20 protein-coding genes are annotated in these 23,805 nt (G+C 61.7%); 9 read left to right on the top strand and 11 right to left on the bottom strand.

From position 1 onward, the window contains the following. The first annotated feature begins 168 nt into the window (after positions 1-168). Positions 169-585: an Exc2 family lipoprotein gene (locus tag ACLH1U_RS12425; RefSeq protein ID WP_023288721.1), complete on the top strand. Its 417-nt coding sequence runs from the start codon at positions 169-171 to the stop codon at positions 583-585. A 33-nt stretch (positions 586-618) separates the two neighbouring features. On the opposite strand, the gene ACLH1U_RS12420 is transcribed toward ACLH1U_RS12425, so the two are convergent. The 5 genes from ACLH1U_RS12420 to ACLH1U_RS12400 all read right to left on the bottom strand — a co-directional run bounded on the left by ACLH1U_RS12420 (position 619) and on the right by ACLH1U_RS12400 (position 7,294). Next, positions 619-1,770 (bottom strand): Gfo/Idh/MocA family protein, encoded by a 1,152-nt coding sequence (locus ACLH1U_RS12420; RefSeq protein WP_218801638.1) that lies wholly within the window; start codon positions 1,768-1,770, stop codon positions 619-621. Between the two features lies 1 nt (position 1,771). After that, positions 1,772-2,794, bottom strand: a complete 1,023-nt coding sequence (locus ACLH1U_RS12415) for a sugar phosphate isomerase/epimerase family protein (RefSeq protein WP_023288719.1) — start codon at positions 2,792-2,794, stop codon at positions 1,772-1,774. Positions 2,795-2,810: 16 nt separating this feature from the next. Beyond that, positions 2,811-4,016, bottom strand: coding sequence for an MFS transporter (locus ACLH1U_RS12410; RefSeq protein WP_074423096.1), 1,206 nt, complete (start codon positions 4,014-4,016; stop codon positions 2,811-2,813). Between the two features lie 187 nt (positions 4,017-4,203). Then, positions 4,204-5,580 (bottom strand): phenylalanine transporter, encoded by a 1,377-nt coding sequence (gene pheP, locus ACLH1U_RS12405; RefSeq protein ID WP_023288717.1) that lies wholly within the window; start codon positions 5,578-5,580, stop codon positions 4,204-4,206. A gap of 229 nt (positions 5,581-5,809) precedes the next feature. Further along, positions 5,810-7,294, bottom strand: a complete 1,485-nt coding sequence (locus tag ACLH1U_RS12400; RefSeq protein ID WP_085551244.1) for an aldehyde dehydrogenase family protein — start codon at positions 7,292-7,294, stop codon at positions 5,810-5,812. Between the two features lie 159 nt (positions 7,295-7,453). Here ACLH1U_RS12400 and ACLH1U_RS12395 point away from each other — a divergent pair, with 159 nt between their 5' ends. The 4 genes from ACLH1U_RS12395 to ACLH1U_RS12380 all read left to right on the top strand — a co-directional run bounded on the left by ACLH1U_RS12395 (position 7,454) and on the right by ACLH1U_RS12380 (position 11,511). After that, complete coding sequence (locus ACLH1U_RS12395) at positions 7,454-8,755, top strand: NAD(P)/FAD-dependent oxidoreductase (RefSeq protein ID WP_023288715.1); 1,302 nt, start codon at positions 7,454-7,456, stop codon at positions 8,753-8,755. A gap of 13 nt (positions 8,756-8,768) precedes the next feature. Continuing rightward, a complete protein-coding gene (locus ACLH1U_RS12390; protein ID WP_002892824.1) occupies positions 8,769-9,134 on the top strand; it encodes a cupin domain-containing protein in 366 nt (121 codons plus the stop codon). 306 nt (positions 9,135-9,440) lie between these two features. After that, the gene (locus ACLH1U_RS12385) at positions 9,441-10,940 is read left to right on the top strand and encodes an APC family permease (RefSeq protein WP_085551182.1); all 1,500 of its coding nucleotides are present in this window, start codon (positions 9,441-9,443) and stop codon (positions 10,938-10,940) included. Further along, positions 10,918-11,511, top strand: a complete 594-nt coding sequence (locus tag ACLH1U_RS12380; protein ID WP_023288713.1) for a DUF3156 family protein — start codon at positions 10,918-10,920, stop codon at positions 11,509-11,511. Before ACLH1U_RS12385 ends, ACLH1U_RS12380 begins: the two co-directional genes overlap by 23 nt. 6 nt (positions 11,512-11,517) lie before the next feature. Here ACLH1U_RS12380 and ACLH1U_RS12375 read toward each other — a convergent pair whose 3' ends face one another. The 3 genes from ACLH1U_RS12375 to ACLH1U_RS12365 form a co-directional block, all read right to left on the bottom strand. Then, positions 11,518-12,633 carry a class II histone deacetylase gene (locus ACLH1U_RS12375; RefSeq protein ID WP_048334288.1) on the bottom strand — a complete coding sequence of 372 codons (1,116 nt, stop codon included), beginning with the start codon at positions 12,631-12,633 and terminating at the stop codon, positions 11,518-11,520. Continuing rightward, positions 12,630-13,823, bottom strand: a complete 1,194-nt coding sequence (locus tag ACLH1U_RS12370; RefSeq protein ID WP_369071669.1) for an MFS transporter — start codon at positions 13,821-13,823, stop codon at positions 12,630-12,632. Before ACLH1U_RS12370 ends, ACLH1U_RS12375 begins: the two co-directional genes overlap by 4 nt. Positions 13,824-13,940: 117 nt before the next feature. Next, positions 13,941-14,624, bottom strand: coding sequence for a helix-turn-helix transcriptional regulator (locus ACLH1U_RS12365; RefSeq protein ID WP_032454931.1), 684 nt, complete (start codon positions 14,622-14,624; stop codon positions 13,941-13,943). A 425-nt stretch (positions 14,625-15,049) separates the two neighbouring features. On the opposite strand from ACLH1U_RS12365, the gene ACLH1U_RS12360 reads away from it, so the two are divergent. The 4 genes from ACLH1U_RS12360 to ACLH1U_RS12345 all read left to right on the top strand — a co-directional run bounded on the left by ACLH1U_RS12360 (position 15,050) and on the right by ACLH1U_RS12345 (position 19,695). Continuing rightward, on the top strand, positions 15,050-16,237 hold the full coding sequence (locus ACLH1U_RS12360; protein ID WP_065882593.1) for an anaerobic sulfatase maturase: 1,188 nt from the start codon (positions 15,050-15,052) through the stop codon (positions 16,235-16,237). A gap of 43 nt (positions 16,238-16,280) precedes the next feature. Further along, positions 16,281-18,014: an arylsulfatase gene (locus tag ACLH1U_RS12355; protein ID WP_023288708.1), complete on the top strand. Its 1,734-nt coding sequence runs from the start codon at positions 16,281-16,283 to the stop codon at positions 18,012-18,014. An 87-nt stretch (positions 18,015-18,101) separates the two neighbouring features. Then, complete coding sequence (locus ACLH1U_RS12350) at positions 18,102-18,878, top strand: SDR family NAD(P)-dependent oxidoreductase (protein ID WP_049013140.1); 777 nt, start codon at positions 18,102-18,104, stop codon at positions 18,876-18,878. A 25-nt stretch (positions 18,879-18,903) separates the two neighbouring features. Beyond that, complete coding sequence (locus tag ACLH1U_RS12345; protein WP_411299270.1) at positions 18,904-19,695, top strand: MoaF C-terminal domain-containing protein; 792 nt, start codon at positions 18,904-18,906, stop codon at positions 19,693-19,695. A gap of 899 nt (positions 19,696-20,594) precedes the next feature. Here the strand turns inward: ACLH1U_RS12345 and ACLH1U_RS12340 are convergent. The 3 genes from ACLH1U_RS12340 to ACLH1U_RS12330 form a co-directional block, all read right to left on the bottom strand. Further along, complete coding sequence (locus ACLH1U_RS12340) at positions 20,595-21,548, bottom strand: aldo/keto reductase (RefSeq protein ID WP_032454774.1); 954 nt, start codon at positions 21,546-21,548, stop codon at positions 20,595-20,597. A 128-nt stretch (positions 21,549-21,676) separates the two neighbouring features. Further along, positions 21,677-22,453, bottom strand: a complete 777-nt coding sequence (locus ACLH1U_RS12335; RefSeq protein WP_032454773.1) for a lysine/arginine/ornithine ABC transporter substrate-binding protein — start codon at positions 22,451-22,453, stop codon at positions 21,677-21,679. A 19-nt stretch (positions 22,454-22,472) separates the two neighbouring features. Continuing rightward, complete coding sequence (locus ACLH1U_RS12330; protein ID WP_411299269.1) at positions 22,473-23,651, bottom strand: M20 aminoacylase family protein; 1,179 nt, start codon at positions 23,649-23,651, stop codon at positions 22,473-22,475. Positions 23,652-23,805: the final 154 nt, after the last annotated feature.

The following is a 23,805-nucleotide window of genomic DNA, read 5'->3' as shown; positions in this document are numbered from 1 at the left end:
CAAGCGCGGCTCAGTAAGACGGTGTCTCGGGAAACTATTAATAATCAGGGCTTCTCTCCCGCCCCGTTAACGCGCATCCTTTTGCCGTTTCATATGCTTATAAGCGCAGGAGGCGCAACAGACCGCCTGCGCCCCATTTGTGCTTTTATGATTAAGGATGATATCCCCATGAGGCTCTCCACTGCGATTCTCGCCCTCAGCTGTGCCCTGGTAACGATCACCGGCTGCACCTCGTCAAAATCGTCACCGGAACGCCACGCCTATGCGTTCGTCGCCCACCGATCCGATTTTGTCGGCGGCAACTTCACCGTCAACCGTCAGGAAAATTACCGTTTAAACCTGCCGACCTTCACGGCGATGTACGCCCGCGGCCAGCAGGATAAAGCCGCTGGCATGAGCGAAAGCGACGCCCGCCGCACCGCCGAGGCCATCAAACAGCAGGCGGCGCAGGGCACCCGCACCGAGCACGCCTTTACCGGCAACGCCAGCGACAAATGGGATAATGCGATGGAAAATAAAGATGCCGTCCTGTTCGGCAATGAGCTCTCCGGGGCCTATCTTGACGGCTATCTTGGGGTGAAATAACCCGGCGGCGCGCGTCCTGCGCCCCGCCAGAATTCAGCGTTCGACGCTCACCCAGCGCTGCTGCTGATGGCTTTTGACGATCGCCTCGATGATGTACATCACATCGGCGCCGTCGTCGAAAGCGGCGAAGCGCCGGGCCCCGGCCTCCGGCATCTTCCCGGCGCGCACCGCCTGATAAAAATGGCCCATCATATTCTTAAAGGCGTCCGGCCAGCCCTCAATATGGCCGCCGGGGTAATGGGCGCTGTCAGCGATCTCCGGCCGCAGCAGGCTGGGGTCGTCGCTGAGCCGCCGATCCGGCTGCTCGCGGTGGCCAATCCACAGCCGCTGGGGCACTTCCTGATCCCAGGCCAGAGAACAGCGGCTGCCGTTAATCTCCACCGCCAGACGGTTTTTCCGCCCGGCGCTCACCTGAGAGACCATAAAGCTGCCTTTGCTGCCATCGTCAAAACGCAACAGCACTGAGCCAAAGTCCTCGGTATCGACAGGCCGGGTTTCATATCCCTGCGCCTCGTGAACGGCGCTGAAGGTCGCTTTGCCATTCACTGGCGCTTTACGCGTCGGCCAGACGATAGACAGATCCGCCATCACCTCGACAATCCGCCGACCGGTCATAAACTGCACGGTATCGCACCAGTGGGAGCCGATGTCGGCCACCGTCCGCGACGCGCCGCCCTGCGCCGAATCAACCCGCCAGTTGTAGTCGGTCTCCAGCAGCATCCAGTCCTGTAAATAGCCGCCGTGCGCCGCGAAGATTCTGCCGACATCGCCATGGCGGATCATCGCCGCCGCCTGCTGGACCATGGCGAACTGGCGATAGACAAAGCTGACGCCATGCACCACGCCTGCCCGGGCGGCAAGCGTCACCAGCTCCCGCGCCTCCTCCGCCGTCATACACAGCGGTTTTTCGGAGAAGACGTGCAGCCCGGCGGCGAGGATCTGCCGGTTAATCTGGGCATGCAGATGGTTCGGCGTACAGTTATGCACCACCTGCAGCCCCGGATGGGCCAGCAGCGCCTCCACGCTGTCGTAGGCATGGGCAATATTCAGCGCTCGCGCCTTGCGCTGCGCCGCCTCAAGGCTGCTGTCGCACAGCGCCGCCACCTCGATATCCCCCAGCCGCCGCAGTGCCTCCAGATGCGCCGGACCAATAAACCCTGCCCCAATAATCGCGACCTGAATCATATTATTCCCTCCCGCCGGCGGCAAAGTCATCGAAGGCCCGCCCGGCAACGGGAATGATATGGCGACGAATAAACTCGCTGCCCTCACGCGCGCCGGTCTCGGCGTCCTTCAGGCAGCACTCCCACTCCAGCACCGCCCAGCCGTCAAAATCATATTCGGTCAGCTTACTGAACACCCCTTTGAAGTCGATCTGCCCGTCGCCGGGAGAGCGGAACCGGCCAGCCCGCTGCTGCCAGGGCTGATAGCCGCCGTAGACGCCATTGCGCCCGTTGCGGCGAAATTCGGCGTCCTTGACGTGAAACGCTTTAATACGCGAATGATAGATATCGATATAGGTCAGGTAATCCATCTGCTGCAGATGCAGGTGGCTCGGGTCATAGAGCATATTGCAGCGCGGATGGTTATCCACCCGCGCGAGAAAACGCTCAAAGGTCACGCCATCGTGCAGGTCTTCGCCGGGGTGGATCTCGTAGCAAACATCAACGCCCTGCTCATCGAAGAGGTCCAGCAGCGGCCGCCAGCGCCGGGCCAGCTCGGCAAAGGCCTCATCCAGAAGCGGCTGATTATGCGGCGGCCATGGATAAAAAAAGGGCCATGCCAGCGCCCCGGAAAAGGTCGCATGGGCCTTCAGCCCCAGGCGACCGGAGGCCACCGCCGCCTGCTTGACCTTCTCCACCGCCCAGCGCTGGCGCGCCTGCGGATCGCCATGCAGCGCCGCCGGAGCAAAGGCGTCAAACGCTGCGTCATACGCCGGATGCACCGCCACCAGCTGTCCTTCCAGGTGGGTGGACAGCTCGCTGATCGCCAGCCCATGCTCCGCCAGGACACCGCTGACCTCGTCGCAGTAGGTCTGGCTCGCCGCCGCCCGCTCGACATCGAAAATCGCCGGGTGGTTGCAGGGGATCTGCAATGCCTTGTACCCGAGGCCGGCGGCCCACTGCGCCACCCCCTCCAGCGTGTTAAACGGCGCCTGCGGGCCGATAAACTGCGCCAGAAAAATGCCCGGTCCCTTAATCGTTTTCATACCCCCTCCTGAAAAATTAGTGCGGCTCTTTCTCGTTGTACTGGAAAGAGAAAAGGAAAATCAGCGCGATAACCGCGGCGGCCACCGCCGGGATCCACCAGAAGATCACCCAGGCCTGCGGCACGCTCTGCCCGGCCACCAGATGGTTATACAGCGCGCCGGAGATCTGCGAGCCCAGCAGCATGCCGATCCCGTAGGTGAACATCACAATCATGCTCTGCGCCTGGCCTTTGACCTTCTCGCCCGCCACGCGGTCGGTATAGATAAAGCCGACGACAAAGAAAAAGTCATAGCACACGCCGTGCAGCAAAATGCCAAGATAGAGCAGGAAGCGCCCCTCTTCGCTGACGCCGAGGGCGAAAAAGGCATAGCGCACAAACCACGCCGCCATGCCGATAAGCAGCATGTATTTCACCCCAAGGCGACGGAACAGCAGCGGGATCACCAGCATAAAGACGATCTCTGACATCTGGCCGAAGGACATCGCGGTGCTGACATCCTTAACGCCGGCATCCGCCAGATACGACGCGGTATAGGCGTAATAGGTACCTAACGGCACGGAAATTAAGGTGGCGCAGAGGGAGAAAATCAGGAAATGGCGCGTTTTCAGCAGCGCGAAGGCGTCCGCGCACAGCAGATCGCGAAACTGAACCGGCATGCCTTTGGCCGGCGCCGGGGTGTGGGGCAGCGTCAGGCTGTAGATCGCCAGCGCCACCGAACAGAGCGCCGCCAGGGTGAAGATGCCGGTGGTGTCAGAGATGCCGGTCACCCCGATGCAGATCCCGGCGATAATCCAGCCGATGGTGCCGAACACGCGGACCACCGGAAAGGTTTTATCGACGTTAGCCAGGCTGTGGAAGGCGATATTGTTGGTCAGCGCCAGGGTCGGCATGTAGCACAGCGTATAGCCGAACAGCAGGCCAATCAGCAGCGCGCCGTTCTGCGCCACCAGCGCCTGGGGGACAAACCACAGGATCGCCGCCCCGGCCAGGTGCATCACCGCCATCACCTTCTGCGAGGCGAAAAAGCGATCCACCAGCATCCCCAGCACAAAGGGAGACAGGATGGAGGCGATCGGCCCGGCGGAGAACGCATCGCCGATCAGCAATGACATCTCATAACGGGTCATGACCAGCCCCAGGGTCACCGACCAGCTGCCCCAGATAAAGAACTGCATAAACATCATTAACGACAGCCGCGGCACCAAAAAACGGTGGCTCACGCGGACACTTTCCCGACCTTCTGTTGTTGTGACCATGTTGCTCGCCCTCAGAAAAGTAATCGATTACAAAATCGCTCAAAACAAAAGTAATCGATTACAAAAAGAAGATCGCCAGGCAAATGCGCCACCTGCGAAGAGGATCACAATAAAAAGGCAGGCAGCCCCGCCGGACGGCGGGGCATCTCGCTTACGCCGGGCGGCGCAGCAGTTTGAAGGCGATAAACAGGAACAGGATCCACACCGGCAGCAGGATCGCCGACAGGCGCATCCCGTCGATCGTGCACATCAGCGCCAGAATCAGCCCAAGGAAAGCAATGCAGAAGTAGTTGCTGGCGGGCGCCAGCAGCGCTTTAAACTTCGACTCACGCCCTTTGCGCCGCTGGGCGGCGCGGAACTTCAGGTGCGCCATACAGATCATGATCCAGTTCAGCAGCAGCGTCGCCACCACCAGGGCCATCAGCAGTCCCAGCGCTTCATGCGGCAGCAGGTAGTTCAGCACCACCACCAGCGAGGTGATAATCCCCGAGAGCAGCAGAGAGTTCACCGGCACGCCGCGCTTGCTGACGCGGGCGAGGAACGTCGGCGCATTGCCCTGCACCGACAGGCCGAACAGCATCCGGCTGTTGGAGTACACGCCGCTGTTATAGACCGACAGCGAAGCCACCAGAATGACGAAGTTCAGCGCGGACGCCACCAGGTTGCTGTCGAGATGATGGAAAATCATCACAAACGGGCTGCTGTCGGATTTGATCTCCACCCACGGGTAGAGCGCCAGCAGCACCACCAGCGAACCGATATAAAACAGCAGGATACGATAAACCACCTGGTTGACCGCTTTCGGAATGCTCTTTTCCGGATTTTGCGCTTCCGCGGCGGTGATGCCGATAAGCTCCAGCCCGCCGAAGGAGAACATGATCACCGCCAGCGACAGGATAAGACCGTGCCAGCCGGTGGCGAAGAAACCGCCGTGCTTCCACAGGTTGTCGAAACCCGCCTTGCTGCCGCCGTGGCCGCCAAACAGCATCCACAGGCCAAAGGCAATCATGCCGATAATCGCCAGCACTTTTATCAGCGCGAACCAGAACTCCGCTTCGCCATACAGGCGCACGTTGACGAGGTTGACGGCGTTAATAATGAGGAAGAAGGCCGCCGCCCAGATCCAGGTCGGAACGTCGGGCAGCCAGTACTGCATGTAGATCCCGGCGGCGGTCAGCTCCGCCATTCCCACCAGCACGAACATCACCCAGTAGTTCCAGCCGGACAGGAAGCCGGCGAACGGGCCCCAGTATTTGTAGGCAAAGTGGGCAAAGGAGCCGGATACCGGCTCTTCCACCACCATCTCGCCCAGCTGGCGCATGATCAGAAAAGCGACAATCCCGGCCACCGCGTAGCCCAGCAAGACCGCCGGGCCAGCCATTTGAATCGCCGGACCAATGCCGAGAAACAGGCCGGTGCCAATCGCGCCGCCAAGGGCGATAAGTTGAATGTGTCGGTTCTGTAAACCGCGATGAAGCGTCGGGCCGCTCTCTTCTACGGCATCCGACGACGTTGACGCGTCTTTCACGTCGTTCCCCTGTGTGTTTTTGCGAAGGGGCACCTTTTATCACTTAGGGGGGATTGTCGCAAGTTGCGTGGGGCTATGGCGGCGGCTAGATTCCCCCCACGCTTGCACGATCCCAGGCCGGGCAAGGCGTCGTCGTCCGGCACATACGCGGCTGACTACCCGCTCTCTTTGCCCGCTGGCGCTGAGCTTACCGGCCCTACGCAGACGCCTGTATCCCGGTCAGGAAAACTTAATATCGCACCATCACCGACTTCAGCTCCGTGTAGTCATCGATAAACGCGCTGCCGAATTCGCGACCGATGCCCGAGCCCTTCATGCCGCCGAACGGCACCGCCGGGTCGAGGAAGGTATGCATATTGACCCACACGATGCCGGCGTCTATCGCCTCCGAGTAGCGCAGCGCCAGGCGAATATTATCCGACCAGACGCTGGCCGCCAGGCCATACGGCGAGGCATTCATCCGCGCCAGCGCCTCGTCTTCACTGTGATAGCCGATAAAGCTGCACACCGGGCCGAAGGTCTCCTCGCGCATCAGGGTGCTCTCTTCACTGCGCACTTTGACCGCCGTCGGCTGCAGGAAATAGCCCTCCCCCGGCAGGGCTTCGCCGCCGCAGACGATGGTATCGCCCTCGTCGCGTGCGGTCTGAATGAGCCGCAATACTTTTTCATGCTGCTGGCGATTGGCCAGCGGCCCCATCAGCGTGCGCTCATCCAGCGGCGATCCCGGCGTGAAGGCGCTGAGTCTTTCTTTCAGCAGCGCCAGCACCGCATCCAGTTTGCCCTGCGGCAGATAAAAGCGCTCCGCGGCGGCGCAAATCTGCCCCTGGTTCAGGTAGCCGGCTTCAAGAATGCCGTTGACCATCGCCTCCGGCGTCAGGTCGTCAAGAAACAGCGCGGCGTTTTTGCCCCCCAGCTCAAGGGTCACCCGTTTACCGAAAGCGCCAGCCGACTGCTGGACTTTCTCGCCGGTAGCCACCGAGCCGGTGAAGCTCACCTTGGCGCAGGCCGGATGGGTAATCAGCCGCTGAGCAATCTCGCCGCCGGCGCCGTTGACCACGTTAATCACCCCGTCCGGAATACCCACCGCTTTCGCCAGCTCCGCCACGCGCAGCAGCGTCAGCGGCGTATACTCGCTCGGCTTGAGGACGATGGTGCAGCCGCAGACCAGGGCCGCCGCCAGCTTCCAGACGGCAATCATAATGGAGAAGTTCCACGGCACGATGCCCACCACCACCCCCAGCGGCTGGCGGCGGGTGAAGGCGGTATATTTCTCCCCGGCCATCGACGGCAGCGACACATCCAGCGTTTCGCCGGTCACTTTTCCCGCCCAGCCGGCGAAGTAGCGCAGGAACGCGACCGATTGATCCAGCTCTAACATCCGCGCCAGGGTGATGGTCTTACCGGAGCAGAGACTTTCCAGCTGCGCCAGCGCTTCGCGATGCTCAGCCAGGGCATCCGCCAGCTTCAGCAGCAAGGTTCCGCGCGCCAGCGTCGGCATTTCGCGCCACTGACTAAACGCCTGGCGGGCGCTCTCTACCGCGCGGTCCGCCTGGTCGCTATCCGCCGCGGTGACCTCGGCGATCGCCCGCCCGGTGGCCGGGTTGATCACCGCAAACGGCGCGCCGCGGCCCGCCTCTCGCTCACCGGCGATAAACTGCCCGTGCGGCTGGCGTAAAAAGGCGGTCACTTCCGCCAGTAAGGTTATCTCGCTCATCGTCAGTACCCGTTTTTTCAGCAACGTTGGCCCATCACAGCACGGCTTCCCGCCGCCGCCCATCGTTCTAAAGAACGTCATTCTTCCGGACGATATTCAACGCCCGCGCGGCGTGCTGTGATGAGGAACTTGAGCGAGGCAAGACCACAGGGTAACGCGATGAACATCAAAATCGATGCGCTGAACTACTACGGCGCGACGAAGAAATACCACCTCCATTTTCCGGCGCTGCGGGAAGATATTGAAGCCGACGTGGTGATTATCGGCGGCGGCTTCTCCGGCATTAACACCGCCCTTGAGCTGGCGGAACAGGGCATCACTAACGTGGTGGTGCTGGAAGCGCGCCATCTCGGCTACGGCGGCACCGGGCGCAACGGCGGCCAGGTGATGGCCGGTATCGGTCACGATATCGAAGCGGTAAAAAAGCACGTCGGCAAAGAGGGGCTGGAGACGCTGTTTAAAATCGCCAACCTCGGCGCAGGCATCATTCGCGAGCGCATCCGCAAATACAACATCGACGCCGATTTCGTCCCCGGCTACGGCTACCTCGCCTATAACCAGCGGCAGCTCAAAACGCTGCGCCAGTGGGAGAAAGAGTTTAAGGCCGCCACCCCGGATGAAGATATCGAACTGTATACCGGGAAAGAGGTGCAGCAGGTGGTCGGCTCCGAGGTCTACTGCGGCGCGCTGAAACATATGGGCGGCGGGCAGATCCATTCGCTCAATATGCTCCTCGGCTCGGCGCAGGCCGCCCATTCGCTGGGGGTGAAGATCTTCGAATCCTCGCCGGTGGTGGAGGTGAATTACGGCAAACAGGTGCGGGTACGGACCGCGATGGGCAGCGTCAAAGCCGCCAAGCTGCTGTGGGCCTGCGACAGCTTCCTCAACAATATGGAGCCGGAGATCTACAACAAAACGCTGGTCACCTACTCCTACCAGGTATCGACCGAGCCGCTCTCCGATGAACTGATCGAGCGCATCAGCCCGCTGCGCGGCGCCTTCAGCGATATTCGCCCGGTGATTAACTACTACCGCGTCACCCGGGAAAACCGCCTGCTGTTCGGCAGCGCCACCCGCTTTGTGGAGTATACGCCGAACGATTTCGCCGCCTGGAACCGCACGCTGCTGGCGGAGGTCTTCCCCTATTTGAAGGATGTGAAGATCGATTTCGCCTGGGGCGGGCCGATGGCCTGTAGCGCCAACCTGTTCCCGCAGATCGGCACCCTACGCGATCACAACAACGTCTTTTACGTCCAGGGGTACTCCGGCTTCGGCGTCACCCCGTCGCACATCGTGTGCAAAATACTCGCCGAAGGGATCAACGGCGGTTCCGACCGCTATCGTCTGCTGAGCAGCATCCCCCACGCGACCATCCACGGCCGTGACAGCCTGCGCTTGCTATTAGTCACTGCCGGAAAACTGATGCATCAAACCGCCGGTTTCTGGAAAGGCCGGAGTTAACCAGGAGAACGCTATGCACGCTTTTAAACTTAAACACCCGGTGCCCGACCTGCAGCCAATCGGCAGCGTCAGCCTGCTCGGCGCGACGCCGACCGCCGGCGACCCGCAGGTGGCCGGGGCGATGATCTACGGCGAGCCGCAGGATGCCTTTACCTGCGGACTGTTTTCGTCCACTGAGGGGAGCTTTACCATGACCTATCCGTTTACCGAACACGCCACCGTGCTGGAAGGCGAAGTGGAGCTGACCGTCGCCGGCGGCGAGCCGCAGCGCTTTGCGCCGGGCGACAGCTGGTTTGTTAAACAGGGTACCGAAGTGGAGTGGAAAATCCTGACGCCGCGCTTTGTGAAGCACTACCTGGCGAACGTCGAGACGCGCTAACGCGCTGATACTGCCCGGCGGCGCTGCGCTTGCCCGGGTCTGGGGGACGAATGCCGTCGCCAGGCCGCGTCAGGCGCCAGCCGCCACCCGGCAGAAACAGGCGCAATGTGGCAAGACGGATGGCCCCGGTTTTCGGGGTCATGTTGTTTATCCACCCGCACATTCATCGACGGCGTCACAGAATCATGCGCCGCCCTCCACCTTCCGGACGATATTCGTTGAGCAGGATGCCCGCCTAAATTATGACTATCCGGGAGTGGCGCTGGCTATTCCCTGCCCTCCCCCACTATTGTGCAGAGGTTGACTATGTTTAGTAACAGACTTGCCAGCCATCTTGAGCGCGGGGTCGTCGGCTTCCCGACCACTCTCGCCAGCTCCGTCGGGCTGATTATGGCCAGCCCGGTGATCCTGACGGTCACCAGCGGCTTCGGCATGGGCGGTGATACCTTCGCGCTGGCGGTGCTGCTGGCCTTTATTATGATGCAGGCGCAGGTCACCACCTTTGCCGAGGCGGCGACGCTCATTCCCACCACCGGTTCGGTGTACGACTACATCTCCTGCGGCATGGGACGCTTCTTCGCCATCACCGGCGCGCTGTGCGCCTATCTGATCGTGCATATTTTCGCCGGGACGGCGGAGACGATCCTGGCCGGCATTATGGCGCTGGTGAACTTCGAATCGATCAACGCCCAGATGGCCGCTCACCAGAACACCTGGATGGTGGGCGTCGGCATGGTGGTGGTTTTCGGCCTGTTGAACGCCATCGGCGTGGAAATCTTCGGCAAGGTCGAAGTGGTGCTGACCTTCGGCATGTGGAGCACGCTGACCATTTTCGGCCTGTGCGGCATTTTTATGGCGCCGGTCACCCATCTTTCCGGCTGGTTCGGCACGCCGCTGAACGTCAGCGATATCCATGGCCTGTTCGGCTATATCGGCATGGCGATGTTTATGTTCGTCGGTTGCGAACTGGTGACGCCGATGGCACCGGAGATCAAACAGGCTCACCGTACCATTCCGCGGGCGATGGCGCTGGGCCTGCTGGGGGTCGCCAGCTGCATGTTTATCTACGGGGCGGCGATCAACCGCCAGGTGGAGAACACGGTGCTCGACGCGGCCAACAACGTCCATCTGCTGGATACGCCGATGGCGATCCCGGCTTTTGCCGAGCGGGTGATGGGCCACGCCGGCCAGTACTGGCTGGGGGTCGGGCTGCTGCTGGCGGGCTGCGCCACCATCAATACGCTGATGGCCGCGGTACCGCGCATTATTTACGGTATGGCGCTGGACGGCGCGCTGCCCCGCTTCCTGACCTGGCTGCATCCGCGCTTTAAAACGCCGGTGATCGCCATCGCCATCGGGGTGGCGATCCCCTGCCTGCACGCCTGGTATCTGAACGGCGATCTGGACCGCATCGTGCCGCTGATCCTCGCCGCGGTCTGCGCTTGGGGCGTCGCCTATCTGCTGGTTACTCTGTCGGTGGTGATGCTGCGCATTCGCCGCCCGGACCTGCCGCGCGCCTACCGCTCGCCGTGGTTCCCGCTGCCGCAGATTATCTCCAGCGTCGGAATTATCATCGCTATCGTCAATATCACCCCGCCGGGGATGGACAGCCGCCAGGTGCTGGTGCCGTTCGGCATTATGCTCGGCCTGACCGCCGCCTACGCCCTGTTCTGGACGGTGTGCGTACAGCGCGTCAATCCGTTCAAGCCGCTGGTGGTGGAAGAGGTGGTCGACCGCGCCATCAGCAACTACGAAAAACAGACCCGCGGGGAGATGACGCCAGATGTCCTCCGTCCCCTGGTTTGAGACGCCGTTAATGAACGCGGTGCAGCGCGATCTGGCCGGCTGGCCCTGCGAAAAGCTGAGCGAGCGCAGCGCGCTGCTGCGATTGAACGACGCCACCGCCGTCACCTTCAGCGTGCGTCAGAAGCGGCTGTTTATGGCCAGCATTCACAGCTGCGAATTTGTCGTCGCAGGGCCGGTCACCCGGCCCGTGCGCGGTCACATTCGCGCCCATCAATCCGGCTGGTGGAAACGCCAGCCGATCCGCTTTATCGGCGGCAAAGGCAGCGAGGAACTCGCCGGCTATCTCAACGGGTTTCCTAATCTCCAGCAGACCCTAAGCGAGCTGGACTACCGCCGCTTTTCGTTGACCTTTGACGGTAACGGCTGGCGCTGCAGTATTGAACCCTGGGCCGCCAGCGAAGTGGTCTGTAAAATGCCGCCGCTGCGCCGTTATCTGCGGCTGGAAGCGCAGCAGCGGATGCTGCTGCTCAGCGTGCTGGCGATGATCGATCAGGCAGTCAGTCAGTGGATGCGCGGTGAAATCGTAGATGAGAAAGCATTTTCTTCCCCGCCATCACAGCGGGGAAGCTGAGCCGGTTTACTGCAGGCCAAACCGTTGCGCCAGCCGATCGATGGCCTGCCTCTGGAACTGCGCAAACTCCGCCCGCGGCTGCTGCTGCTGAATAAAGTCCAGCAGCGGATCCTGGACCGCGGTGCGAATGCCGCTCAGGGCCTCCATCACCGCCAGGCCGCAGAACGGCACGTAGGATTCGGCGTAGCCGCCCTCGTGCACCATCACCAGTTTCCCGCCGCACAGACGATCCGCCGCCTGCTGCACCAGCCCGGTCATCGCCCGGAAGCTGTCGCTGTGCAGCTGCATCCGCGCCAGCGGGTCCATGGCGTTGGCATCATAGCCGCAGGCGATGATAATCAGCTCCGGCTCAAAACGCGCCAGCGCCGGAATAACGATGGTTTCCAGCGCATAGCGCCAGCTGTCGTCCCCCGCCCCGGCCAGCAGCGGAATATTGATGTTGTAACCTTCGCCCGCGCCAGCGCCGCGATCGTCCTCACCGGCATAACCGGGTGGGAAGCAACCGTCCTGATGCAAGGAGATGGTCAGCACGTCGTCGCGCTGCAGGTAGATATGCTGGGTGCCGTTGCCGTGATGAACGTCCCAGTCAATGATCGCCACCTTGCCGAGCCCCAGCAGCGCTTTCGCCCGCTCGACGGCAATCGGAATATTGGCGAGGAAACAGAAGCCCATCGACTGGTCCGGCAGGCAGTGGTGTCCGGGCGGCCGCGACAGCGAATAGGCATTATCCAGCTCGCCCTTCAGCACCGCTTCCACCGCCGCGCAGGCCAGGCCGGCGGAGAGACAGGCGATTTCATAACTGCCCGGCCCCAACGGCGCCTCTTTGCCCAGCATGCCGCCGCCGTTATCGCTTATCGCCTTGAAGCGCTCAAGATAGCTGTCGGGATGGATCCGCCGCAGGTCCGCAAGGCTTGCCGGCGCCGCGCTGCGCAGCGCCAGCTGCGGCGTCAGCCCGGAGACGTCCATCAGGTTTTTCATCCGCCGTTTGGTCTCCGGCGATTCGGCATGACCGCCGCCGGCGGGCGGTTGCACCCACCCGCCCACCGGCAGCGTCACCGCGTGCAGACCAGTACTGTGCCAGAAACAACGTTCATCAAAGAAGAAACCGGTTTTTCTTTTCACTCTATCCTCCCGTTGGCTAAGCCTTTGCCGGCGGCCGACGCCGCCGCAATCAAAATCAGTGACAGCAGCGCGCAGCCCCCTGCCGCCAGCAGCAGCGGATCGGCGCTGGCAAAATGCTGCAGTAAAGCCCCGGCTAATGCCGGACCGGCCGCCATGCCGCCGCCGATCACCAGATTAATGCTGTTCATCAGCCGGCCGTTGTTATCGAGCCCGGCGACGCGGGCGAGAATAAAGGGCAGCACGAAGGTCCAGGTGAACTTAAACAGCAGCGCCGCGATGGCGTAGCGCGCCAGCAGCGGCTGGCCGATCAGCAGCGCGACGCTGAGGATCAGCAGGCCGTAGCCCAGCCACACCGGCAAACGGTCGGCCCGCCGGGTGCCGCGCAGGGCCGCGCCCCCCGCGCCGATAATGCCGCACACCGTCGCCGCCGCCAGCACCAGGCCGACCTGCGTCGGGCTCAGGCCCGCCGCCGCGCCGAGGGTGCCGATAAAGGTCCACACCGCGCTAAGGCTGATATAGAAGGTCAGCACCGCGAGGACCGCCAGCGCCTGACGCCACAGCGCCGTCGGCGGCTGCTGGCGCGAGACGGACAACGGTTGAAAGCGCGGCGGGAAAGCAGACACCAGCGGCAGGCAGCAGAGCATAATGGCGGCGAGGATCAGATAGACCACCTTGAGGCCAAAGCTGGCAAACAGCCCGGGCAGCACCAGCAGGCCAAGCATCCCCAGCAGCAGTTGCCCAAGCACCCAGAAGGCGTAGACCCGCGACGGGTTCGAGGTTCCCGCCGCGCAGCTGATGCACAGAATCATCAGCGTGCCGCCCGCCAGCGAGGCGAGAAAGCGCACCGCCAGCAGCGTCTCATACTGGGTCACCGCCGCCGAGGCGAGATTGGCTGTCAGAAACACGACCCCGGCCGTCAGGGCGACCCGCCGCCAGTCGAGGCGACTCATCCACCACCACGCCGGCAGCGTCGCCAGGCTCATCGCCCCCAGTTCCGCCGAGAACAACCAGCCGATCTGGCCGGGTTTTAGCTGCCATTCGCTGGCCAGCTGCGCCGCCACCGCCGGCGCGGTCATCAGAATACCCGGCGCAATAGCGGCGAAAATCACAATCGCCGCCAGCAAACGCAGGGACACAACCAGCCCGGCGGGCCGGGAAAGCGCATGATCAGTGAGAGGGGTACTCGACATCGTAGGGCGTGCTCCGGTCAAAAAAGCCTCCCCCCGGAGGGGTCTCCAGGGAGTGATACCCACAGGCATCAGGAAAACGCCGTGCTGCCACGGCGCGCGCGGGATGCGATAGTCAGATCACAGATGCAGCGTACGCTGAGCGGCCGGCATCCAGGTTCGGGAAACGAGTTCAGTACGATTGACCACTTCGGTCTTGGCGAAAATATTGCGCAGGTGCGTTTTCACCGTCGAGAGCGAGATATCCAGCCGGCGGGCAATCAGCTTATTGCTGGCCCCTTCGCGCACCATGCCGACGATTTCCCGCTCTTTGGCCGTCAGGATGGCGGGCAGGTCATCTTCGTCCTGCAGGCAGTCGCGGATCGCCAGCTCCACCAGCGGCAGCACCGCCTGGGCCCGATGACGCTCTTCGCTGGAGAAAGGCACGTCGCGCATCAGCGAGATACCGGCGACGATCCGTCGCTCGCGGCGAATAAAGATCTCGGTCATGTCGCGCACATTATTCGGCAACATAAATTCATGATAATAATGCCGGTTGCGGTCGCAGAGCCGCGGCGTCATCGCCGCCATGGTGGTGTTCTGGTGGCTAAAGCGCGACGGCAGCAACGGATCCAGCGGCTGGAAGTTTTCCAGATATTGTTGGTGCGTATTATCAGAAATATTATGCAATATATAGTTTTCGGGTTTTAACCGATTATTTACTCGATAAAATACCGCCGAAGACAGTGGAATTAACTGGGAAATAGTCTGTAAACAACGGGCTATTATCGCATCATTACGGCTGGCTTTTAACAAAGCAGACATGATAGGGCCTCCCCGTCGAGGTGCTGGAACATGACACATGAATGACTACCGATTATTGAAGCATACATTTCACATTTAAGTAACACAATCATTAACATATTAACAGTGTGATAGCCGTTACAAAATTTTCAGCAATCAATTGTTATATAAAGCATTTAAAAAACACACCCGCCATGCTTTACGATAGCGGCGTTAAAACATAAACAAAAAAGATTAACACCCGGCGGACAGGCCCCTGGTGATAAAAAAACCCTATCCCGGACGCGTCTCTCTCATCCTTAAGAACGATGGATTTCTGTTTTTTTTCACTTATACCTCTAACAGGATGCAATTAATTTTCGCCGCGGCTTAATCATGTGATTACGCCTGACCCGCTGTTGCCAAAATAATATCAACAGCGCCGGTCATTAACCGAGGATAAGCCGATGCTGAATATCGCCGCCCTGCGTCAGCAGCAAATTCCGCTGGCCGCTGAGCCGCGCTCGCCGGTGCCGTTTCATATTCTGATGAAGCCGATTGGCCCCGCCTGCAATCTCGCCTGCCGCTACTGCTATTACCCACAGGATGAAACGCCGGTCAACAAGATGGACGAGGCGCGGCTGGAGCAGTTTATCCGCCGCTATATCGCCGCCCAGCCCGCCGGCGCGCGGGAAATCAACTTTGTCTGGCAGGGCGGTGAGCCGCTGCTGGCCGGCCTGAGCTTCTACAAAAAAGCGCTCGCCCTGCAGGCGCGTTATGCCCCCGACGGCGTCACCATCAGCAACAGCCTGCAGACCAACGGCACGCTGATCAACGACGCCTGGTGCCGGCTGTTTCGCGAGCATCGCTTTATTATCGGCTTGAGCCTCGAAGGCAGCGAAGCGCTACAGGACCAGCATCGTCCGGATAAACGCGGCCGGGCCACCTGGCCGGCGGCGCTGCGCGGCATCGACCTTCTCCACCAGCATCAGGTGGAGTTTAACCTGCTGGTGGTGGTGCATAACGAGATGGCGGCGCACGCGGCGGCGATTTATGACCGGGTGGTCAGCCTCGGCGCGCGCTATCTGCAGTTTCAGCCGCTGATGAGCGAAGGCGCAGCGCTGCGCGAGGGCTATCAGCTGAGCGCCGATAACTGGGGGCGTTTTATGGTCGGCATCTGGCGGCAGTGGCAGAAACGCTGCGACAAGGGGCGGGTGTTCGTCATCAATATCGAGCAGGCGTGGGCGCAGTACTTCACCCACACCAGCGGCAGCTGCGTGCACAGCGCCCGCTGCGGCAGCAATCTGGTGATGGAGCCCGACGGAGAGCTCTACGCCTGCGATCATCTGATCAACGCCGAGCATCGGCTGGGCCGCCTCGATGAGCAGACGCTCGCCGCCGCGGTCGACGCCTCGGTGCAACTGCCTTTCGGTCAGCAGAAAAGCCTGCGCCGCGAATGCCAGACCTGCGCGGTCAAAATGGTCTGCCAGGGCGGCTGTCCGGCGCATCTCAACGCCGCGGGCAACAACCGCCTCTGCGGCGGCTACTACCGCTTCTTTAGCGAAATTCTTGCGCCAGTGCGCCCCTTTTCCCGCGACCTTGAAGGGCTGCAAGCCTGGCGGGCCGCGTTTGTCGGGGCCGCGCATCCGGCGTAGCCCGTTGCTCTGAAGCTATCCCTTTGAAACAGGAGAATCCGTTGTGAATAAAACAGCCATGGCCGCGGCGGTCAGTGTCATCCTCGCCGGCGGCGCGCACGCCGCGCAGCAGGAGCGTCCGAACGTCATCGTCATTATCGCCGATGATATGGGCTACTCGGACATTAGCCCCTTCGGCGGCGAGATCCCCACCCCCAACCTGCAGGCGATGGCCGAGCAGGGGATGCGCATGAGCCAGTATTACACCTCGCCGATGTCGGCCCCGGCGCGCTCCATGCTGCTCACCGGCAACAGCAACCAGCAGGCCGGGATGGGCGGCATGTGGTGGTATGACAGCACTATTGGCAAGGAGGGCTACGAGCTGCGGCTGACCGACCGCGTCACCACCATGGCCGAGCGCTTTAAAGACGCGGGGTATAACACTCTGATGGCCGGCAAGTGGCACCTCGGTTTTGTTCCCGGCGCCACGCCGAAGGACCGCGGCTTTAACCACGCTTTCGCCTTTATGGGCGGCGGCACCAGCCATTTTAACGACGCTATTCCGCTGGGTACCGTTGAAGCGTTTCACACCTACTACACCCGCGACGGCGAGCGCGTCTCCCTGCCGGACGATTTCTACTCCAGCGAGGCCTACGCCCGGCAGATGAACAGCTGGATTAAAGACACGCCGCAGGAACAACCGGTCTTCGCCTGGCTGGCCTTTACCGCCCCGCACGACCCGCTGCAGGCGCCTGACGAATGGATCAAGCGCTTCAAAGGCCAGTATGAGCAGGGCTACGCCGAGGTCTATCGCCAGCGTATCGCCCGCCTGAAAGCGCTGGGGATTATCCATGACAACACCCCGCTCCCGCACCTTGAGCTGGATAAAGAGTGGGACGCGCTGACCCCGGAGCAGCAGAAATATACCGCGAAAGTGATGCAGGTCTACGCGGCGATGATCGCCAATATGGACGCGCAGATCGGCACCCTGATGGAGACGCTGAAGCAAACCGGTCGCGATAAAAACACCCTGCTGGTGTTCTTAACCGACAACGGCGCCAACCCGGCGCAGGGCTTCTACTACGAATCCACCCCGGAATTCTGGAAGCAGTTTGACAACAGCTATGACAACGTTGGCCGCAAAGGCTCGTTTGTCTCCTACGGCCCGCACTGGGCCAACGTCAGCAACGCCCCTTACGCCAACTATCACAAAACCACCAGCGCTCAGGGCGGGATTAACACCGACTTTATGATCGCCGGCCCCGGGATTACCCGCCACGGTAAAATCGACGCCTCGACGATGGCGGTGTATGACGTGGCGCCGACCCTGTATGAATTCGCCGGTATCGACCCGAACAAATCGCTGGCGAAGAAGCCGGTGCTGCCGATGATCGGCGTCAGCTTTAAGCGCTATCTCACCGGCGAAGTGCAGCAGCCGCCGCGCGGAAACTACGGCGTCGAGCTGCACCATCAGGCGGCGTGGGTCGATGGCGAATGGAAGCTGCGGCGGCTGGTGCCGCGGGGCTTCACCGCCGGCGACGCGCCGTGGCAGCTGTTTAATCTGCACGACGATCCGCTGGAAACTCATGACGTCGCGGCCCAACACCCCGATCGGGTCAAAGCGATGAGCGAAGCCTACGAGGCGTTCGCCAGACGCACCATGGTCACCCGGGCGCAGGGCAAAATGATCGATTACGTCGGCATCGACAGCAAGACCGGACGCTATCTGGCGGTCGACCCCGCCACCATGAAGCCGGTTCCGGCGCCGCAGGCGATCCCGGTGAGCGAGCTCCATTAACCGACCCGGCTATCGTTCTTCCGGGCGATAGCCGGGAGCTGGCGCGCTTTTTAAGGTAACCGGAAACCCCATTACAGGAGAGAGCGAATGGCGAGAGTCGTGGTGATCACCGGCGGCGGAACCGGAATTGGCGCCGCCTGCGCGCGGCTGATGCGCGCCGCGGGCGACCGGGTGTTTATTACCGGACGGCGCGAGGCGCCATTGCGGGCGGTCGCCGATGAGACCGGCGCCACGGCGCTGATGGGCGATGCCGCCGACGGCGAGGCGTGGCGCCAGCGGCTGCTGCCGGCCATTCTCGACCAGGCCGGCGGTATTGATGTCCTCATCTGCAGCGCCGGCGGGATGGGCAACAGCCCCGCCGCCGATACCAGCGACCGCCAGTGGCGCGAGGCGCTGGACGGCAATCTCACCAGCGCCTTCGCCAGCGTTCGCGCCTGCCTGCCCTCGCTGATTGCCCGCCGCGGCAACGTGCTGTTTGTCGCCTCCATCGCCTCGCTGGCCGCCGGTCCGCAGGCCTGCGGCTACGTCACCGCCAAACACGCCTTAATCGGCCTGATGCGCTCCGTCGCCCGCGATTACGGCCCGCAGGGGGTGCGCGCCAACGCCGTCTGCCCCGGCTGGGTCACCACGCCGATGGCGGATGAAGAGATGCTCCCGCTGATGCAGGCGGAAGGGTTGTCGCTGACTGAGGCGTATCAGCGGGTCTGTCGCGACGTTCCGCTGCGCCGACCCGCCAGCCCCGAGGAGATAGCCGAGGTCTGTCAGTTTCTCTGTTCACCGCAGGCCGCCATCATCAGCGGCGCTACGCTGGTCGCCGACGGCGGCGCCAGTATCGTCGATGTTCCCACTCTGGCGTTTGCCTAACGCCCTACTCTGTTCAGGAGCCCCTATGACTTCAGAAGCCGTATTTATCCAGGTCGGCGCGCTGGCCGATGGTTTTGCGCCACACGGTAATGTACTCGCCACCGCCAGCCTGCCCGCAGGCGAGCGCTTTACCTTTTATGTCGCCGGGAGCGAGCCGCAGCAGCTGATCATCAAAGATGAGCAGACGCTAAGCTGGAACGGCACGCGCGCCCCCTGGCGGGCGACCGCCCTGCGCCCGGATATTCTGTTTATCGACTTCCTTGACCCGGAGCGGGATAACGCCAGCATCAGCGCGGTATGTAACCTGACGCAGCGCAACGCTACCCTGGTCTATGGCCAGCTGCCGGACGAAGCCGCCGCGCGGCTGGACGCCTTCAGCCGGGTGGAGCGAGGCCTGCCGCTGACCGCGGTAGAAGCGCGCTTTGTCTTCGCCCGCCTGGATACGCAGCCGGGGCCGCTGCCGGGCTTTACTCCTGCGCTGGTCGGCATGCGCAATCAGTACACCTACAGCCCGACCGAGCGCTATGAGCACATCTATCTCAACGATAATTTTTACGCCTGGCAGTGTCTGGACGGCGTGGAAAAGGGGCTGGCGGATGTCGACCGCTGCCACTATGTACTGGTGGCGGAGGATCTCTATCTGTTTGTCTGGCGCGAGAAAATCATTCCGACGCTGGGGGTGATCCTGATCGATCTTCAGCAAATGCGCACCGACGGCAAGATCATGGGCTATCAGGGCAGCGACTTCGGCGCCCTCAGCAATTTCCCGGTCGGCGCCAGCGCGAAGATCCTCAACGTCACCCGCCATCAGGAATAAAGGGGCGTCGCCGGGCACGCTTTCAGGCACCACGCCCGTCCTATTGCCGGGTGGCGGCTGCGCCTTACCCGGCCTACGGGGTCCTCTCACAGGCTGACACAGCGTAGGCCCGGTAAGCACAGCGCCGCCGGGCGATGACTGCGGGTACGGAGCCGTTTTTATGCCGGGTGGCGGCTGGCGCCTTACCCGGCCTACGTTCGTACGACCTGTCGTTAATTTATTCACCATTGTTGCTGAAACTGCCGGTGCTGACGGCCTCAAAATCGCTGAGACGTTCCCGGAAGGCCGGGGCAGCCCGCATGGATGCGGGCTGAGGGCCGTGTTTTGCACGGACGCTGCCTCGGCCCGACCCGAAGCCTGCAGGGATAAGTCGAAGGGACCGCGCAGCGGCGATTTTGCTGGCCGGAGCCCGGGGGTACAGGGGGCGGCGGCGACTGGCCGCCCCCTGTGCGCTCCCTGCGCCATGATTGACATAACGCAGACGATTAGCCGGGAGCGCAATCTGCCCGGAATTAACATAGAAGTTGTAGCCCTGCCAGGCGCAGTGCGAACAAGGACATTTCCGGTTGTGCCGTTATTTTGCCGGGTGGCGGCTGCGCCTGACCCGCCTACGGGGTCCTCTCACAGGCTCATACCTCGTAGGCCCGGCAAGCGCAGCGCCGCCGGGCGATGACAGCAGGCACAGAGCCGTTTTATGCCGGGTGGCGGCTGCGCCTTACCCGGCCTACAGGGTCCTCTCACAGGCTCATACCTCGTAGGCCCGGTAAGCGCAGCGCCACCGGGCAAGATATCAGGCTCGATACCCGTCATGTTGCCGGATGCCGGCTGCGCCTTACCCGGCCTGCGGTCCGCGCCATTTATAGCCCTTCCCCCTCTCCCCGCCGGGAAGAGGGCGTGACTCAGGCGCTGGCGCTGTCCAGCCGCGCCACCTGCTCCGCGCTCAGGCTCAGCGCCGCCGCGCGGGCAAAACTTTCCACCTGGGCCACGCTGGTGGCGCTGGCGATCGGCGCGGTCACCCCTTCGCGGCCGATCAGCCACGCCAGGGCCACTTCCGCCGGCTTCGCCCCCAGCTCGTCCGCGACCGCCACCAGGGTATCGATAATCCGCATCCCGCGCGGATTCAGGTACTTACCAATCCCCCCTCCGCGCTGACTCTGCGCCAGATCCGACGGCTGACGGTACTTACCGGTTAAGAACCCCGAGGCCAGGCTGTAGTAGGTCACCACCCCGATATCACGGCTGACGCAGAGATCGCACAGCGCGCCTTCAAAGGAGGAGCGGTGGTAGAGGTTATATTCCGGCTGCAGCACCTGCCAGGCAGGCAGGCCGCCCTTACGCGCCACCTCCAGCGCCCCCGCCAGCTGCATCGCATCGAGGTTAGAGGCCCCCATCGCGCGAATTTTCCCCGCCTGCTGCAGGCTGTGGAAAGCCTCCAGCGTTTCCGCTACCGGAGTTTGCGGATCCGGCCAGTGGGAAAAGTAGAGGTCGATGTAGTCGGTATTAAGGCGGCGCAGGGAGTCGTCTACCGCCTGCTGGATCCAGGCTTTGCTGAGTCCCTTATGGCCAGGAAGGCCGAGATCGGAGCCGACTTTAGTGAAGATTTTGACCTTATCGCGCATGCCGGGACGCGCCTGCAGCCAGCGGCCGATAATGGTTTCGGATTCGCCGCCCTGGTTGCCCTCCGCCCAGCGGGAATAAACATCCGCCGTGTCGATAGCGTCAAAACCATGGTCAACAAAAGCATCAAGAAGGGCAAAACTGGTTTTTTCATCAATGGTCCAGCCAAAGACGTTACCGCCAAACACTAACGGGGCGATGGAAAATCCGGTTTTGCCCAAGGGACGTGTCATCATGCCGAGTACTCCTTAGCTTATATTCTGCTTCCCTCAGGTAACCACAGGGGTCAGGAGAGGAGGTCGATTGGATAATCAGAAAAGGAATCTTACGGCGGGCGATCCTTGCCCGCGGGTACACTCAGACATTATGTCCCGGAATAAACATCAAAGCTAAAATATTTGCTGGCTAATTTTTTATAGGTGCCGTCGGCAAGGATCTTCGCAATCGCGCCGTTTATTTCCTGACGCAGCGCCTCATCGTCTTTACGCAAGCCGATCGCCGCCCCGGCGCCAAACAGCGTATCATCCTGCAGATGGCCGCCGACAAAGGTGAATGCCTTACCCTGCGGCTGCTGCAGGAAGCTGTAGTCGGCCATCATCCCGGAAAGCACCGCGCCGTCGATGCGCCCGGACTCCAGATCGCGCACCACGCTATCGGCCCCCTGGTAGGCCACAATGTTGATCCCCTGCGGACGCCAGTGCTGATTGACGTAAGTCTCCTGCGCCGACCCCTGCTCGACGCCGATGGTTTTGCCCTTCAGCTGCGCCGGCGTATTGCCTTGCAGGGTATTTTTACGCGCCACGAGAAACACCGGCCCGTTATACAGCTTGTCGCTAAAGGCAATCTGCGCTTTACGCTTCTCGGTCATGTACATCCCGGAAAGGATGGCGTCGAATTTCCGCGCCTTCAGCGCCGGGATAATGCCGTCGAAATTGCTTTCCACCCACACGCATTTCGCCTGCAGTTGCTGGCAAATGGCGTTGCCTAGATCGATATCAAACCCCGCCAGCTTGCCCTGCGGATCCTTCCATTCAAACGGCGCGAAGGTCGGGTCGACGCCGAAGCGGATCGCCTTTCCCCCGTCGGCCAGCGCCGACGTCGACGCCATTAACGCCAGCCATAGCAACAGTGATTTTTTCATTCAAGTTCTTCTCCAGAGGTTAACGGCAGTGCTTTTCCACCAGGCGGGCGAACAGCGTCGCGCCGGTGGTGATAATGTCATCGTTGAAGTCGTAGCCGGGGTTATGCACCATGCAGCCGCCCTTCTCCCCCTGCTCGCCGTTGCCCAGCAGGAAGTAGCAGCCCGGACGTTCGCGCAGCATAAAGGCGAAGTCCTCGCTGGCGTTCATCGGCGAGACCGACTCCAGCACCCCCTCGCGACCAAACACCTCCAGCGCCAGCGCCCGGGCGAAATCAGTCTCTTCGGGGCTGTTGGTTAATACCGGGTAGGAGTCGTAAACCTCTACTGCGCTGCTGGCGCCATAGCTTTTGGCGGTAAATTCGCTGAGCTCGTGAATACGTTTGATCAGCAGGTCGCGGATTTCCGGCTTCATCGCCCGCACGCTGAGTTCCATCACCACGCTCTCCGGAATAACGTTGGAGACGATACCGGCCTGGAAGGTGCCGACGCTGACCACCGCCGTTTCGCCCGGCGGCACGTTGCGCGCCACGATGCTCTGCAGAGCCATCACCAGCGCCGCGCCGGCGACGATCGGGTCGACGGTGCGCTCCGGATGGGCGCCGTGGCCGCCGTAGCCGGTAAGGGTGATTTTGACGGTGTCCGCCGAGGCCATAAAGTTACCGGCGTAGAAGCCCAGCTTGCCCACCGGCAGCCCCGGCATGTTGTGCAGACCGAAAATGCGTTCGCAGGGGAACTGCTCGAACAGGCCGTCTTTAATCATTAAATCGGCGCCGCCGATAGCCTCTTCCGCCGGCTGAAAAATCAGATGCACCGTGCCGTTGAACTGACAGGCCGGCGAGGCGATATATTTCGCCGCCGCCAGCAGAATGGTGGTATGACCGTCATGACCGCAGGCGTGCATTTTCCCCGACACCGTGCTGGCCCAGGGTAAACCAGTGGTTTCATGAATCGGCAGAGCGTCCATATCGGCGCGCAGGCCGATGGTGCGCGGCGAGTCGCCTTTGCTCAGGCTGCCGACCACCCCGGTCTTGCCGAGGCCGCGCGTCACCTGGTAGCCCCACTCGGTCAGCTTGCCGGCAACCAGTTCGCTGGTATTAAACTCTTCCAGACTTAATTCCGGATAGGCATGTAAATAATGACGCAGAGAAATCATTTCCGCTTCCGTCGCTTTAATTTCTGGAATTACATAATCACTCATGCCGCTCTCCGGGAAATATCGTAAGGACTTAACACGGTATCGTGGTGAAAACTTTATGCAAGCAGGATTTCTAATAGCGGCGATGGCGGCATCTTATTTAATAATGCGTTCGCAACAGTGCAATAAGCATTAAAAACGGCGAAGTTTAAAAATA

Origin of the sequence: Klebsiella sp. 1SOBk5mer, assembly GCF_046603115.1 — a bacterium.
Lineage (GTDB): Bacteria > Pseudomonadota > Gammaproteobacteria > Enterobacterales > Enterobacteriaceae > Klebsiella > Klebsiella quasipneumoniae.
This window is presented reverse-complemented; position numbering and strand designations above follow the sequence as displayed.

Excerpts from the sequence above, each read along its gene's own strand:
- ACLH1U_RS12330 (WP_411299269.1), bottom strand. The coding sequence starts at position 23,651 with ATGAGTGATTATGTAATTCCAGAAATTAAAGCGACGGAAGCGGAAATG.
- ACLH1U_RS12335 (WP_032454773.1), bottom strand. The coding sequence starts at position 22,453 with ATGAAAAAATCACTGTTGCTATGGCTGGCGTTAATGGCGTCGACGTCG.
- ACLH1U_RS12385 (WP_085551182.1), top strand. The coding sequence starts at position 9,441 with ATGTTTAGTAACAGACTTGCCAGCCATCTTGAGCGCGGGGTCGTCGGC.
- ACLH1U_RS12420 (WP_218801638.1), bottom strand. The coding sequence starts at position 1,770 with ATGATTCAGGTCGCGATTATTGGGGCAGGGTTTATTGGTCCGGCGCAT.
- ACLH1U_RS12390 (WP_002892824.1), top strand. The coding sequence starts at position 8,769 with ATGCACGCTTTTAAACTTAAACACCCGGTGCCCGACCTGCAGCCAATC.
- ACLH1U_RS12365 (WP_032454931.1), bottom strand. The coding sequence starts at position 14,624 with ATGTCTGCTTTGTTAAAAGCCAGCCGTAATGATGCGATAATAGCCCGT.
- ACLH1U_RS12425 (WP_023288721.1), top strand. The coding sequence starts at position 169 with ATGAGGCTCTCCACTGCGATTCTCGCCCTCAGCTGTGCCCTGGTAACG.
- ACLH1U_RS12395 (WP_023288715.1), top strand. The coding sequence starts at position 7,454 with ATGAACATCAAAATCGATGCGCTGAACTACTACGGCGCGACGAAGAAA.
- ACLH1U_RS12340 (WP_032454774.1), bottom strand. The coding sequence starts at position 21,548 with ATGATGACACGTCCCTTGGGCAAAACCGGATTTTCCATCGCCCCGTTA.
- ACLH1U_RS12370 (WP_369071669.1), bottom strand. The coding sequence starts at position 13,823 with ATGTCGAGTACCCCTCTCACTGATCATGCGCTTTCCCGGCCCGCCGGG.
- ACLH1U_RS12360 (WP_065882593.1), top strand. The coding sequence starts at position 15,050 with ATGCTGAATATCGCCGCCCTGCGTCAGCAGCAAATTCCGCTGGCCGCT.
- ACLH1U_RS12400 (WP_085551244.1), bottom strand. The coding sequence starts at position 7,294 with ATGAGCGAGATAACCTTACTGGCGGAAGTGACCGCCTTTTTACGCCAG.
- ACLH1U_RS12380 (WP_023288713.1), top strand. The coding sequence starts at position 10,918 with ATGTCCTCCGTCCCCTGGTTTGAGACGCCGTTAATGAACGCGGTGCAG.
- ACLH1U_RS12415 (WP_023288719.1), bottom strand. The coding sequence starts at position 2,794 with ATGAAAACGATTAAGGGACCGGGCATTTTTCTGGCGCAGTTTATCGGC.
- ACLH1U_RS12345 (WP_411299270.1), top strand. The coding sequence starts at position 18,904 with ATGACTTCAGAAGCCGTATTTATCCAGGTCGGCGCGCTGGCCGATGGT.
- ACLH1U_RS12350 (WP_049013140.1), top strand. The coding sequence starts at position 18,102 with ATGGCGAGAGTCGTGGTGATCACCGGCGGCGGAACCGGAATTGGCGCC.